This window comes from Ruegeria sp. G2 (genome assembly GCF_056533505.1).
In genome coordinates, this window is record NZ_JBQFON010000002.1 from 364163 (window position 1) to 378384 (window position 14222).

Genomic DNA, 14222 nt, shown 5'->3' on the forward strand with positions numbered 1-14222 from the left:
CAAAGAGCAAGTCTGCAGCAACACAACGCTTGCGAATTACCGCAAAGCCCCCTCTTATGAATTCAACAAGAACAGGGGCAGAAATGGCGGAAATTTCCAAGCGCAAGCGCATCTGGGGCTGGTGGTTTTTCGACTGGGCTTCGCAGCCCTATCACACCTTGCTGGTGACCTTTGTATTTGGCCCATATTTTGTAAGTGTTGCTGCACAGTATTATCTGACATCAGGTCTGGTGGAGGAGGCTGCCAAGGCGCAGGCGCAGGTTGTCTGGGCGAACGGCATGACCATTATCGGGCTGATCATTGCCTTTGGTGCGCCATTGCTGGGTGCGATGGCAGATGTCTCGGGACGGCGTATCCCTTGGATATTTGGATTTTCGCTGATGTACGCGGTGGGATCCGCGGCGCTTTGGTACACGATGCCTGATGGCTCGAATATGTGGCTGATGATTTCGGCCTTTGGGCTGGGCTTTGTGGGGGCCGAATATGCGCTCATCTTCATCAATTCTCAGCTGCCCGATTTGGGGGATGACAGTGAGGTCGGTGAGATCTCGGGATCAGGTTTTGCGTTTGGCTATTTCGGAGGATTGCTGTCGCTGGCGATTATGCTGGCACTGTTCGTCGAGCAGCCCAATGGCAAAACCCTGATCGGGATGGACCCGATGTTCGGTCTGGATGCGGCAACGCAGGAAGGTACTCGGTTTGTCGGGCCCTTCACAGCCGGGTGGTTCATCCTGTTCATGGTGCCGTATTTTCTTTGGGTCAGGGACGACACGAACACTGATAAACAAGGCAGCGTGGGCGAAGCCTTGCGGTTGCTGGGAAAATCAGTCGCTGCCTTGCGTCATCGGGTGAGCCTGGCGACATATCTTGGGTCGTCGATGTTCTACCGCGACGCTCTGAACGGGCTATATACCTTTGGTGGAACATACGCTGCGCTGGTCCTGGAATGGGATATCGTCAAGATCGGTGTGTTCGGGATCGTCAGCGTACTGGCTTCGGCCATCTTCGCATGGGTCGGCGGTAAGATGGATCGGAAATACGGCCCTAAACCAGTGATACTGGTCGCCATATGGGTTTTGATCTTTGTCTGCCTGACGGTTGTGTCGATGGATCGAACACAGATTTACGGAATTTCATTGCCCGAAGGCTCTGGCCTGCCGGATATGGCGTTCTTCGGGTGCGGAATTCTGATTGGCGGTATGGGAGGTATCCTGCAATCGGCTAGCCGATCTATGATGGTGCGCCATACTGATCCCGCCACTCCGGTTGAAAGTTTTGGGCTTTATGGGCTTTCGGGTCGGGCAACCGCCTTTGCAGCGCCACTTTTGATCGGGATAGCAACGGCAGTGACCGGTAGTGCAAGACTAGGGGTGTCACCGATCATTCTGTTGTTTATTCTAGGACTAGTCCTGATGCGCTGGGTGAAACCGGAAGGGGATCAGAGCAGATGATTTTATTACGTTTTTTAGCTGTCTTAACGGTGATGACACTTGCAGGCGCGGCAGGGGCGCAACCGCTGGCCAAGCAATTGTTCGGGGCTCAGAAGGTGGGGTCTCAGCAAAAATCAGCGGCTTTCGGCAGTTATTCGCGCGGGTGCGCTGCAGGGTCGGTGCAATTGCCCGAAACTGGGCCAACATGGCAGGCGATGCGCCTGTCCCGCAATCGCAACTGGGGGCATCCGCAGGCGATCGACTATGTGCAGGATCTCAGCCGGTTTGCCGCGAAACAGCCGGGGTGGAATGGTCTCTATATCGGGGATATCAGCCAGCCACGGGGCGGGCCGATGACATCGGGCCATCGTTCGCATCAGTTAGGTCTGGATATCGATATCTGGATGCTGCCGGGCGACAACATGCGCCTTAGCCGTAAAGCGCGCGAGAATATCTCGTCCATATCCTTACGCCGCGCGAACGGCGCCTATGTGAACGGCAACTGGACCAAGCAGCATCATGCGGTGTTGCGCGAAGCCGCCAAGGACAAGCGCGTTGCCCGGATCTTTGTGTTCCCTGGTGCCAAGGTGCAGATGTGCAATGACGAGAAGGGCAACAAAGCCTATCTGCGTAAAATCCGGCCGTGGTGGGGACATCACTATCATTTCCACGTGCGGCTGAAGTGCCCGAAAGGGTCGAGAGGTTGTGTCAATCAGGACCCGCCACCCAAGGGCGACGGTTGCGCCGAGGCGCAGCAATGGGTGCGCAATATTCTGAACCCTCCGCCGCCTGATCCGAATGCGCCTGCGCCAAAAAAACGTCGCGAGTACCAATTGGCTGATTTGCCCCAGCAATGCACAGCTGTCTTGCAATCCAACTGATCACGGCGCTGCTGCTATTTGGAGGGTCTGTTCAGGCGGTGGAGCTTAAGCAGGCTTCGCTGCTCGGCAGCTATGACTGGCGCAATAACGCCGACTGGTTCGGAGGGTTTTCGGCCGTTCATATCTCGGAGAGCGGGCAGAGCATGATCGCAGTCATTGATCGGGCAACACTGGTCAGGGCGCGGATTGAACGAGACCGATATACAATCAGCGATATCCAAATCCTTGACCAGTGGCCGATCCTGTCCAGCAAAGGCCGCGTGTTGAAGGGAAGGGCTGGTGATTCCGAAGGGATCGCCGTTGCCCCGGACGGCAGCTATTACGTCTCATTCGAAGGGGTCCATCGGGTGGCGCATTACGCCGCCCCCGGCGCCAATGCGCGGGTTCTGCCACGTCCGCGAGAGTTTCTGAATATGGAACTCAACCGCTCATTCGAAGCGCTGGCGATAGATGAAGAAGTGCGGCTGTACACACTGACCAAAAAGGCTCGCACCATACGGGGTGATATTCCAGTCTATCGCTGGGATGGCACAAACTGGTCAGCACCTTTTGTACTGCCGCCTCGTGGAAAGTTCCTGCCGGTTGCAGCTGATTTCGGGCCTGACGGGCGGCTCTATGTGCTCGAACGTGGGGTGGCTTTCATTGGCTTCCGCTCACGCTTGCGACGCTGGGTGATCACGGACGACGTGCCCAAGGCCGAAGAAACGCTGTTTGAAACCGATACAGGGACCCATGACAATCTGGAAGGTCTTTCGGTCTGGCGCGATCAGGAGGGGCAATTGCGCGCGACCATGGTGTCGGACGATAATTTCCTGTCATTGCAACGGACAGAAGTGGTTGAATACCTGTTGCCCGATTGACAGGTCGTTATCAAAGGTCTAAACGCACGGCCTGCCTTGGGATGAGCCTGGGGCCAAGTCGCCGCTACCTTGTCAAAACGGGCATCTGAAAATGCAACGCAGCTTTATTCCCGGCATCATTGCCATGGCCGCCATTGTCGTGGCCTCAAACATCCTGGTCCAGTTCCTCATCTTTGATGGGCTGTTGACCTGGGGTGCTTTCACTTATCCGCTGGCCTTCCTGGTCACGGACATCATGAATCGCGTCTATGGTGTAGGTCCGGCCCGCAAGGTCGTGTTTGCCGGTTTTGTCACCGGTATCATCTGCTCGCTGATCGGCAGCCAGATCATGTTGCAGGGTGACGGCTTCACCTATGCCGCCGTACCGCTGCGGATTGCCGTCGCCTCGGGCACCGCGTTCCTGATCGCACAACTGACCGATGTCACCGTGTTCAATTCACTGCGTGGCGGACGCTGGTGGCGCGCACCGCTGGTCTCGACGCTGGTTGGGTCCGCACTGGACACCGCGCTGTTCTTCACCATCGCCTTCTCGGCTTCGGTCACCTTCTTTGGTGCCAATGCTGACGCTGCCATCAGTTGGGCGTGGGAGCCTGTGCCATTCATGCTGTCTGGCCCGATGGCGCCGCTCTGGGTGACACTGGCTTTCGCTGACTGGCTTGTGAAACTGTCACTGGCTTTGATCGCGTTGATTCCGTTCAAAGTGATCGTTGCCCGCTTGACCGCTGCACAGCCTGCGTAAAAAAGTTCTTTGAGATTGGCACAAGTTGTGTCACGCTCCTTTCTAACCGCAACAGATAGAAAAGGAGGTGATCCAGTGTCGAGAAAGAGATTGGAGAGAGGTGTCGGAACAACCGGGGGGATCGCCTGTTAAGGCAGCCCTTGGCGGAGCGCTCGCTCCGGCTGGTCGATTGATCTAACCGACCCCACCTCCTGAACTTTCGAAGGGCCGTCCCACTGGGGCGGCCCTTTCTGTTTTTACCTGTGCCTAGTATGGTCTGACCCATGTTGCGCATCAACGACGATATCACCCTGCAAGACTGGGAAATGACGGAAAGCTTTGTGCGGTCTTCTGGTCCGGGTGGGCAGAACGTGAACAAGGTATCGACAGCAGTTGAATTGCGGTTCGAAGCAGCGCGCTCACCCTCCTTGCCCGACCCGGTCAAAAATCGATTGAAACGTATTGCTGGTCGGCGATGGACTAAGGACGGAGCGATTGTCATCCAATGCGAAGAAACCCGTTCCCAGGCCCGCAACCGCGAGATTGCGCGCGCCCGGCTGGGGGAACTGATTGCCCGCGCCTTGGTCAAACCCAAGCGTAGGATTGCAACGAAACCGACCTATGGCTCGGTCAAGCGTCGATTGGCAGCCAAAAAAGCACGCGGCGATGTAAAGGCGCTGCGGGGCAAAGTGTCCGAAGAATGAACTGGCATCTCGGCTCTTGGTTGATAGTCTGTCCCGCAACAAGGGCAGGAGGGCAACAACATGAGGCTGGAGGGTAAAACCGCAATCGTGACCGGTGGTGCATCCGGGTTCGGTGCGGGAATTGTGCAAAAGTTCCTTTCCGAAGGTGCCCGCGTTATGATTGCCGATATCAATGGCGATGCCGCCCGCGATATGGCCGCTGCATTGGGCCAGGATGCCATTTCTCAGCAAGTTGACGTCTCGGATGAGGACTCCGTTCAGGCCATGGCTGATGTCGTACAAAGTGTTTTCGGATCGCTTGATGTTCTGGTGAACAATGCGGGCGTGACTCATTTGCCAACGCCACTGGAAGAGGTCAGTGAAGCTGACTTCGACCGGGTTTTTGCAGTGAACATGAAATCTGTCTACCTGACAGCGCGCGCTTTTGTGCCGGGCATGAAGGCGCGCGGTATGGGCGCGATCCTGAACGTGGCCTCAACAGCAGGTCTGTCGCCGCGCCCCAATCTGAATTGGTATAACGCGTCCAAAGGTTGGATGATCACGGCAACAAAAACGATGGCGGTGGAACTCGCCCCATCGGGCGTACGTGTCAATGCGATCTGTCCGGTGGCAGGAGAAACGCCTCTGCTGAAATCCTTCATGGGCGAAGACACACCGGAAATTCGCGCCAAGTTCCTCTCGACCATCCCGCTGGGCCGCTTTTCGACCCCTGAAGACATGGCCAACGCCGCCTGTTTCCTGTGCTCGGACGAGGCCAGCATGATCACGGGCACCGCGCTTGAGGTGGATGGGGGCCGATGCATCTGATCTGCTCTTCATTTGGCCATAAATATCCCCGCCGGAGGCAGCGCGCCGCGGCGCGCTTATCTGCCCAAAATTAGAGGTTTCGATGACACCCGGCCCCAAAAACCTGATCACCGATGTCCCGGGCCTGAAGGTCGGCAATGCGCAGGATGATGCGTTGAAATCGGGCACAACCGTCTTGACTGCGGATCACCCTTTCACGGCTTCGGTGCATGTTATGGGTGGGGCGCCGGGCACGCGTGAAACCGATCTCTTGGCGGCCGACAAGTCCGTTGACCGGGTTGATGCGATTGCGCTTTCCGGTGGATCGGCCTTTGGGCTGGATGCCTGTTCGGGTGTATCCGATGCCTTGCGCACAGAGGGGCGCGGTTTTGTAGCTGGTTCGGCCATCGTCCCGATTGTGCCGGGGGCGATTCTGTTCGATTTGCTTAATGGCGGAGATAAAGACTGGGTCGAAAACCCCTATCGCGCGCTGGGGAATGCCGCGTATCTGAACGCCTCACCAGAATTTGAACTGGGGACTGCCGGGGCCGGAACCGGCGCATTGGCGGCAATGCATAAGGGAGGACTGGGCTCAGCCTCGCTAGTACTTGAGGATGGAACAACTGTTGGCGCACTGGTTGCAGCCAACCCGCTGGGCAGTGTGAGTACGCCGGGAGATCGGTATTTTTGGGCGGCACCATTTGAGGTCGATTCCGAGTTTGGCGGGCATGGCCCGGATCCGGCCTCGGGTCTTGGCCGCATCCACACTAGCCGCAAGGCGGAAGCCATGAAACCAGCCCAACCAGATCGGACAAACACAACCATTGCTATCGTTGCGACCGACGCTGCACTGACCAAACCGCAATGTCAGCGAATGGCGGTGGCTGCCCATGATGGCATCGCCCGCGCCATTGTTCCCGCGCACACGCCCGGCGATGGAGATCTTGTATTTGGCCTCAGCACAGCTGCCCGTGAAGTTGAGGTCGAAGCAATGGCGATGATCGGCCACGCGGCCTCAATCTGTCTGGCGCGGGCGATTGCGCGCGCGGTCTATTTGGCGTCACCCAGTGCAGGCGATCTTCTGCCCTGCTGGTCTGCCGTACATGACTTAAGTTAAGGACGAACTAGTCTCTGCTGTGACACAGTGCCCTCGCGCGGCAATCTGCGCGTTGACTCTCTGCTGCGCCAAAGGTCCTTTCTGTGCAGCCAATTCGTATCGGAGCAAAAGCTATGAATCGTATCCTTGCCACCGCAATTGCTGGTCTGCTGGCCCTTCCCGCCTATGCTGAAGGTGACGCCGAAGCTGGCAAGAAAGCCTTTAACAAATGCAAATCCTGTCACCTGATCGCTGATCCCGCCGGTGAAGTGATCGTCAAAGGCGGCAAGACCGGACCGAACCTCTATGGTGTTGCGGGTCGTACCGCCGGCACTGTCGAAGGGTTCAAATACGGCGACAGTATTGTCGAAGCGGGTGAAAACGGCTTGGTCTGGGATGAAGAGACTTTTGTTTCTTACGCCCAGGACCCCAAAGCGTTTCTTAAAGACTATCTGGGTGAAACCTCGGCCAAGTCAAAAATGACCTTTAAACTGAAAAAGGGCGCTGAAGACGTTTACGCTTATATCGTCAGCGTTTCGGGCGAATAACCAGGTTCGTCTAGATCATGTACAATGGTGCGAAAGGCCGCAGCCCCTGCGGCCTTTCGTGCGGTTGAATGATGCCTCCATCGGCGTCACTTTGGATAAAAACCGGTATGACTTTGAGCGCCGGGATTCGCCAACAGGAGACGACAGATGGGAATCATGATCCCGGCCTGGGTTGAAGGCGAACTGACCCCCGTTGACAAGCTTGAGGCACACGAGAAAGGCCTCAAGCACAAGGCCGTATCAGTCTTCGTTGTGCGCGGAACTGAGATTTTGCTGCAGCGCAGGGCGATGGGCAAATATCACACGCCGGGTCTTTGGGCGAATACCTGCTGCACACATCCAGATTGGGAAGAAAGCGCCTCGCATTGCGCGGTACGTCGTCTGCGCGAGGAGCTGGGCATTACCGGACTATATCCTGAGTATCGCCACAAGCTTGAATATCACGCCGACGTTGGCAATGGCATGGTTGAGAACGAGGTGGTCGATGTCTTTCTGGCGCACGTGCGTGGACCATTGAAAATCGAGCCTAATCCTGACGAAGTGATGGATATTCGTTGGGTCGACTATCACGATCTGCTGGCTGAGGTGAAACGGCACCCGGACCGTTTTACGCCATGGCTCAAGATTTATTTGCATAACCACGCGGATACGATCTTTGGACCTGACTTGATTATCTCAGCCAAATCGTAACGCTGTCTTGCAAGGCGCTCGCAAGCGGAATACATCAACGCGTCATGGCCAAGCAGAAGCAGAAAACTGACCCGAATTACAAAGTGATCGCCGAAAACCGGCGTGCGCGCTTCGATTACGCGATCGAAGACGATATCGAGTGCGGCATTGTTCTGGAAGGGTCCGAGGTCAAATCTCTGCGCGCGGGCGGGTCGAACATTGCTGAAAGCTATGCGTCGGTTGATGACGGAGAGCTGTGGCTGATCAACTGCTATATCGCGCCCTATGAACAGGCGAAGGTCTTCAAACACGAAGAACGCCGCCGCCGTAAGCTGTTGGTGTCGCGCAAGGAGTTGGCAAACCTGTGGAACGCGACTCAGCGCAAGGGTATGACGCTGGTGCCGTTGGTGCTGTACTTCAACCACAAAGGCCGGGCGAAGCTGAAGATCGGCATCGCCAAGGGTAAGAAACTGCACGACAAGCGCGAAACACAGGCCAAGCGCGACTGGTCACGCCAGAAACAGCGTCTGATGAAGGACCACAGCTAGAACGCCATGGTCGCCTGAACGGCCCGCTGCCAGCGCGCATAGGCCGCGTCTCGGTCGGCCTCGGCCTTCTGGGGTTCAAACCGACAGTCAAGATCCCAGGTTTCGGCGAATCCTGCCTGATCCGGGTAGACACCTGCTTTCATTCCCGCCAGCCATGCGGCACCCAGCGCGGTGGTTTCCTGCATCACCGGGCGGTCGACCGGAGCGCCCAGAATGTCCGAAAGCCCCTGCATGGCCCAGTCCGATGCGCTCATTCCGCCATCGACGCGCAGGATCACGTCAGCCTCGGCCCCCCAATCGCCCTGCATTGCGTGCCATAGGTCGCGGGTTTGGAACGCGATGCTTTCCAGCGTGGCGCGCGTGATTTCGGCGCGGCCTGAGTTGCGGGTCAGGCCAAAGATCGCGCCGCGGCAATCGGGTTTCCAATAGGGCGCACCGAGGCCGGTGAAAGCCGGAACAAGCACGACATGCTGGGTCGGATCGGCCTGAGCCGCCAGCTCACCGCTTTGCGGCGCCGCCTCGATAATCTGCAAAGCATCGCGCAACCATTGCACCGCCGCGCCCGCGATGAAGATCGAGCCCTCAAGCGCATAGGTTTTCTGCCCGTCCAGCTGATAGGCAATAGTGGTCAGCAGGCGGTTCTTTGATTCAACCGGCTGCGCACCGGTATTGAGCAGCGCGAAACATCCCGTGCCGTAGGTGGATTTCATCATGCCCGGCTGGAAACAGGCCTGCCCGATGGTGGCAGCCTGTTGATCCCCTGCCACGCCGAGAATCGGGATTTCACTGCCAAACAGGGATGTTGATCCGAAATCTGCGGCACAATCCCGCACATCGGGCAACAAGGCCTGGGGGATGTCCAGCAAGTCACAAATCTCGCTGCTCCATTCCCCTTCATGTATGTCGAACAGCAATGTACGGGCCGCGTTGGTGGCGTCGGTGGCGTGCATGCGCCCTTCGGTCAGTCGCCAGATCAGAAAGGTATCGATAGTGCCGAAAAGCAGCTCTCCAGCGGCGGCACGGTCGCGCGCGCCTGGCACGGTATCCAGAAGCCATTTGACCTTTGTGCCCGAGAAATAAGGGTCCAGCAGCAGCCCCGTCTGGGCGGTCACGTCATCTTCGCACCCCGCTTTGCGAAGACGTTCGCAAATTTCAGCAGTGCGCCGGTCTTGCCAGACAATCGCGTTGTGAATCGGGGCACCGGTGGCGCGATCCCAGATAACTGTGGTTTCGCGTTGGTTGGTGATCCCAATTCCGGCGATCTGGCTGGCGGCAACACCCGTGGATTCCAACACCTCCCGGCAAACGGTCAGGACGCTGTCCCAGATTTCTTCGGCATCATGTTCGACCCAGCCTTCCTGCGGGAAATGCTGCGTAAACTCGTGCTGCGCAGTGCCGACGCGCTGCATTTGCGCGTCAAACAGGATCGCACGAGACGATGTGGTGCCCTGATCGATTGCCAGAATATAGGTCATGCCTGCGCCCCTCCCGCATTGGTTTTGCGGGACTTTAGCGCAAACAATGCCAAACGTGCCAGAGGGGAAATCAGACCTTTGACACCGGCAGATTATCGATCAGCCGCACGCCTTCAAGCATGGTCGCCGCGAACAAGCGCGCCGGGCGGTCGGCGTGGGCTAGCGGGTCCAGCGTATCGGCACAGCGGAGTTGGAGATATTCCACCTCAGCGAAACCGGCGGCCAGCAGTTCAGCCTGGGCTTGCGTCACCAGCGAGTTGAACGCCTCACCATTCTCCAGAGCCTGAACAAGTGCGCGCATGATGCGATGTTTTTTAGCCGCAATTACCAACCCCCGATCTGACAGTCTCTGGTTGCGCGAAGACATGGCAAGACCCGAGGGCTCTCGTACCGTCGGACAACCAATCACCTCGATCGGAATATCCAGATCGCGGGCCATCCGTCGGACGATCATAAGCTGCTGATAGTCTTTTTCCCCGAAATAGGCTCGATCCGTCTGCGATTGCAGGAACAGTTTGGCGACAACGGTCGCCACGCCATCGAAATGGCCCGGGCGAAATTCACCCTCCATTGTGTCAGTCAGGCCCGAAACCGATACTGTGGTGGCGAACCCCTCGGGATAGATCTCCTGAGGGTCGGGTACGTAAATCGCATCAACGTCATAAGGGGCCAGCTTCTCGGCGTCTTCCTGTTCGGTGCGTGGATAGTTGGCAAGGTCTTCTGGGTTGTTGAACTGTTTGGGGTTCACGAAGATTGTCACGACCACCCGGTCGCAATCCGCCTTGGCGGCTTCGGCCAGTGACAGATGCCCTTGATGCAGCGCGCCCATGGTCGGGACGACTCCGATCACCTCGCCCTTTTGGCGCCATTCACGGGTCAGTGCACGCAAATCCGCCAACCGACGCAGAATAGGCGCGGTCATGACTTGGACCCTTTTGAAGGGGTCTGATTTGAAGGGGTCTGATCTGCAAAGACATGTTCGTCTGCCGGAAAGCTGCGAGCTCGAACCTCGGTTGCGTATTCTGCAATTGCTGCTTCGGCCAGCGGGCCAAGGTCGGCATAGCGTTTAACGAATTTTGGTTTGAAAGCAGTGAAAAAGCCCAGCATGTCGTCTACCACTAGAATTTGCCCATCACACCCGGCCGAAGCACCAATGCCGATGGTGGGGATCGCAATCTGGGACGTGATCCGGTCAGCCAAACCTTGCGGAACCTTCTCTAACACGACGGAAAACGCACCGGCCTTGGCAACGGCACGGGCGTCGGCCAGTACGGCATCGGCCTGTTTGTCGCGCCCCTGTACCTTGTAGCCGCCCAGCGTGTTGATTGATTGCGGTGTCAAACCGATATGCGCCATCACCGGGATGCCGCGTTTTACGAGAAACCGAATGGTTTCGGCCATCTCCACGCCGCCTTCCAGCTTAACGGCCCCTGCACCGGTTTCGGACATTAAGCGGGCCGCGTTTCGGAAGGCCTGTGCCGGGTCGTGCTCGTAACTTGCGAAGGGCATGTCGATCACCATCATGGCTCTGTCCAGCCCGCGGGCGACGGCCTGACCGTGCATGATCATCATGTCCATCGTCACCCCGAGGGTCGAGGTCAGCCCGTGCAGCACCATTCCGACGCTGTCACCGACCAGGACGAAATCACAATGCGCGTCCATCAACCGCGCCATCGGCGTCGTGTAGGCAGTCAGCGAGACCAGAGGTTCAGTGCCTTTCCGGGCGCGGATATCCTCGGCGTTCGGGGCTTTCTTGCGGGCGGTGGCGCTCATGATCACTCCTCGCAGGGTTCATGTTGCAGTGCGGCATAGCAGATGCGGCAGATGCAAAGAAACCCCGGTTGCGCCAACAATCCCTTGATTGACCCGGGGTTTCTGGCAGGATCGGTCTCAGAACGATCCGTAGTCAGCGGAATAGTCGTATAATGTGGGGAGAGATTTTCATGACAAAGCAGCGCTTTCGCTCATTCGCGTCGGCCTTGGCCCTAGGTTCCAGCCTGTTTGCCACGCAGGCTCTGGCTAAATCCGACATCACCATCGCCATGCAACTAGAGCCGCCGCATCTGGACCCAACCAGCGCCGCCGCTCAGGCAATCGATTCGGTTGTCTACACCAACATCTTCGAAGGTCTGACCCGCTTTATGGGCGATGGATCGGTTGTTCCCGGGTTGGCTGAAAGCTGGGAGATTTCGGATGACGGCACCGTTTACACATTCAAACTGCGCGATGGCGTGACTTTTCATGACGGCACTACGATGGATGCCGAGGACGTCAAATTCAGCCTCGACCGGGCGACAGCAGAAGACAGCGCCAATGCACAAAAGGCTCTGTTTGCTGGGATTGAGACTGTCGAAGTTGTAGATCCTCTGACCGTTCAGGTGACGTTGAAGGAACCGAACGGTAATTTCCTCTTCAACCTTGCCTGGGGTGACGCGGTCATCGTTGCGCCGGAAAGTATCGAGAATATTAAGACCAACCCGGTTGGCACGGGTGCGTTCACCTTTGCCGATTGGGTGCAAGGAGACAGCATCACCCTGAATCGAAATCCCGACTATTGGGGCGATCAGCCCGCGTTAGAGACTGCAACGTTCAAATTTATTTCGGACCCGACCGCCGCCTTCGCTGCCATGATGGCCGAGGATGTGGACGTGTTCGACAATTTCCCTGCTCCCGAGAACCTGCCTCAGTTCGAGGCCGATCCGCGCTTTCAGGTTCTTGTCGGCTCGACTGAGGGTGAGACAATCCTATCGACCAACAATAAACAAGAACCCTTCGACGATGTACTCGTGCGGCAGGCCCTAGCCCATGCCATCGACCGGCAAGCCATCATCGACGGCGCGATGTTCGGTTATGGCACGCCCATCGGCACTCATTTCGCGCCGCACAACCCGGCTTATGTCGATCTGATTGGTAATTCGGCCTACGACCCTGAGAAAGCTAAGGCACTTCTCGCCGAGGCCGGATATCCCGACGGGTTTGAGACCACTCTGCACCTGCCGCCGCCCTCTTACGCTCGGCGCGGGGGTGAGATCATCGCGGCTCAGCTGGCCGAGATTGGCATCAAAGCCGAGATCATTAATGTGGAATGGGCGCAATGGCTGGAAAGCGTGTTCAAAGGCAAGGAGTTCGGCCTGACCATCGTCAGTCACACCGAGCCGATGGATATCGGTATCTATGCGCGTCCTGAATATTACTTCCAATATGACAGCACCGATTTTCAGGCTTTGATGGAAACTCTGAATTCTACCACCGACCCTGATGAACGCACTCGTCTGTTGGGAGAGGCGCAGCGCCTGATCGCAACCGATTACGTCAACGGGTATCTGTTTCAGCTTGCCAAGCTCGGGGTTGCCAAGGCGGGTGTTCAGGGTCTGTGGGAAAACGCGCCCACCGCAGCGATCGACCTGACTGCCATCAGCTGGGACGAATAGACCCTAGGGAGTCCGTGCATGGTCAAGTCAATCTTCGTCGCTCTTACCCTCGCGGCGCAGATCGCTATTACATCTGTTGCTCGGGCCGAATCATCGCTTAGCCAGGCGGTTGAGTTGTGGCTGCAAGGCGACGATGAGCAGGCCCTGCCCATGTTGGCAGAGCTTGCCGTTGAAGGTAACGTAGAAGCGCGCCTGTTACTGGGTCGGATCGAAACATCGGATCTTGGGCCGTCGCCATATCGTCAATCGCTGGGACCCAAACAGTCGCGAAAGCTTTTTCGCCAGAAAGATTGGTCGGCCTTTGGGCAGTCGTGGTTAACGGTCGAGGCACGCGCTGGAAACGAGTTGGCGCAAATCTTACTCCAGGCCAAGCATCCGAACCCCGATCTTGACCTGATCGCAAAACTTAACGCGCTTGGTGAGCATCAGGCCACGGATTATCCAACGCGCATCGTGGCTTTGTATGGTAACGCCAGCATGCGTGAGACGCTGCAGGCCAACGATCAGGTCATGCAGGCCTTGAAGCCCTACTTGGCCTATCTGTCACAAACTCCAGAACCACGCGGAGACGGGCTGGCCGCATTGCGCCACATTCAACCTGATCCGGTCGACGCAAGCTCGGACCAGGCGCTGGGTATAGCGGGTCTTCTGGCGCTTGGGTTGGGGTACGGCGATATCTCCCCGGATAACCCGTGGCGTCAATCGGTAGAGAGCTGGCTGATGTCATCGGAAGAGACACACCCCATTGCCCAACTTTGCAATCAGCAATGTACCGATGACGCTCCGGCCTGCGCTTTTGCATTTTTGGCACTGACGGGCGGGTATTATGAGGCCATCCGGATCGACAGCCCGCTTGAAACGGTGATCCCGCAAGATGAGTTTCTGGATAGTCCGCGCGCCCGGTTGATGGTCCTGCGCCGCGCCGCGCTGGCTCGTACTGAAACCAATCTTGATTGGCTGTCAGAGACTGAGCCCGCCGCCGATCTCTCGGCCTGTGCGATCAAACTGGTCAACGACGAGCGGCAGGCCTACGAGTAGGTGGTGGACCCGCGCAACCCAGACACTTAACCTGTTAC

General features: G+C 57.5%; 15 protein-coding genes. 12 read left to right on the forward strand and 3 right to left on the reverse strand.

Annotation, left to right across the window (positions count from 1 at the left end; all coding sequences use genetic code 11):
* Positions 1-83: 83 nt before the first annotated feature.
* From ACR0DU_RS06435 to smpB, 10 genes are all read left to right on the forward strand, one after another.
* Positions 84-1451 (forward strand): MFS transporter, encoded by a 1368-nt coding sequence (locus tag ACR0DU_RS06435; protein WP_480873137.1) that lies wholly within the window; start codon positions 84-86, stop codon positions 1449-1451.
* Positions 1448-2311 carry a penicillin-insensitive murein endopeptidase gene (gene mepA, locus ACR0DU_RS06440; RefSeq protein WP_480873139.1) on the forward strand — a complete coding sequence of 288 codons (864 nt, stop codon included), beginning with the start codon at positions 1448-1450 and terminating at the stop codon, positions 2309-2311. Before ACR0DU_RS06435 ends, mepA begins: the two co-directional genes overlap by 4 nt.
* Positions 2284-3171 carry an esterase-like activity of phytase family protein gene (locus ACR0DU_RS06445; protein ID WP_480873141.1) on the forward strand — a complete coding sequence of 296 codons (888 nt, stop codon included), beginning with the start codon at positions 2284-2286 and terminating at the stop codon, positions 3169-3171. Before mepA ends, ACR0DU_RS06445 begins: the two co-directional genes overlap by 28 nt.
* Before the next feature lie 91 nt (positions 3172-3262).
* Positions 3263-3910, forward strand: a complete 648-nt coding sequence (locus ACR0DU_RS06450) for a queuosine precursor transporter (protein ID WP_010438419.1) — start codon at positions 3263-3265, stop codon at positions 3908-3910.
* A 263-nt stretch (positions 3911-4173) separates the two neighbouring features.
* A complete protein-coding gene (gene arfB, locus ACR0DU_RS06455; RefSeq protein WP_170471545.1) occupies positions 4174-4593 on the forward strand; it encodes an alternative ribosome rescue aminoacyl-tRNA hydrolase ArfB in 420 nt (139 codons plus the stop codon).
* Between the two features lie 60 nt (positions 4594-4653).
* Positions 4654-5400, forward strand: coding sequence for an SDR family oxidoreductase (locus ACR0DU_RS06460; protein ID WP_480873143.1), 747 nt, complete (start codon positions 4654-4656; stop codon positions 5398-5400).
* 82 nt (positions 5401-5482) lie between these two features.
* Positions 5483-6496: a P1 family peptidase gene (locus ACR0DU_RS06465; RefSeq protein WP_480873144.1), complete on the forward strand. Its 1014-nt coding sequence runs from the start codon at positions 5483-5485 to the stop codon at positions 6494-6496.
* Positions 6497-6609: 113 nt separating this feature from the next.
* Positions 6610-7023: a c-type cytochrome gene (locus tag ACR0DU_RS06470; protein WP_010438429.1), complete on the forward strand. Its 414-nt coding sequence runs from the start codon at positions 6610-6612 to the stop codon at positions 7021-7023.
* A 147-nt stretch (positions 7024-7170) separates the two neighbouring features.
* The gene (gene idi / locus ACR0DU_RS06475; protein ID WP_010438432.1) at positions 7171-7713 is read left to right on the forward strand and encodes an isopentenyl-diphosphate Delta-isomerase; all 543 of its coding nucleotides are present in this window, start codon (positions 7171-7173) and stop codon (positions 7711-7713) included.
* A gap of 44 nt (positions 7714-7757) precedes the next feature.
* Positions 7758-8240: an SsrA-binding protein SmpB gene (smpB, locus tag ACR0DU_RS06480; protein WP_480873145.1), complete on the forward strand. Its 483-nt coding sequence runs from the start codon at positions 7758-7760 to the stop codon at positions 8238-8240.
* Here smpB and glpK read toward each other — a convergent pair.
* The 3 genes from glpK to panB form a co-directional block, all read right to left on the reverse strand.
* Positions 8237-9715 carry a glycerol kinase GlpK gene (gene glpK, locus ACR0DU_RS06485; RefSeq protein ID WP_480873147.1) on the reverse strand — a complete coding sequence of 493 codons (1479 nt, stop codon included), beginning with the start codon at positions 9713-9715 and terminating at the stop codon, positions 8237-8239. The two genes, smpB and glpK, sit on opposite strands and share 4 nt — an antisense overlap.
* A gap of 70 nt (positions 9716-9785) precedes the next feature.
* Positions 9786-10637 (reverse strand): pantoate--beta-alanine ligase, encoded by an 852-nt coding sequence (gene panC, locus ACR0DU_RS06490; RefSeq protein ID WP_480873149.1) that lies wholly within the window; start codon positions 10635-10637, stop codon positions 9786-9788.
* The gene (panB, locus tag ACR0DU_RS06495; RefSeq protein WP_480873150.1) at positions 10634-11488 is read right to left on the reverse strand and encodes a 3-methyl-2-oxobutanoate hydroxymethyltransferase; all 855 of its coding nucleotides are present in this window, start codon (positions 11486-11488) and stop codon (positions 10634-10636) included. Before panB ends, panC begins: the two co-directional genes overlap by 4 nt.
* 170 nt (positions 11489-11658) lie before the next feature.
* Between panB and ACR0DU_RS06500 the strand changes: the two genes are divergently transcribed.
* Together ACR0DU_RS06500 and ACR0DU_RS06505 are read left to right on the forward strand one after the other, a co-directional pair.
* Positions 11659-13146, forward strand: coding sequence for an ABC transporter substrate-binding protein (locus ACR0DU_RS06500; protein WP_480873152.1), 1488 nt, complete (start codon positions 11659-11661; stop codon positions 13144-13146).
* A gap of 18 nt (positions 13147-13164) precedes the next feature.
* Complete coding sequence (locus ACR0DU_RS06505) at positions 13165-14184, forward strand: hypothetical protein (RefSeq protein ID WP_480873154.1); 1020 nt, start codon at positions 13165-13167, stop codon at positions 14182-14184.
* The last annotated feature ends 38 nt before the right edge of the window (positions 14185-14222 follow it).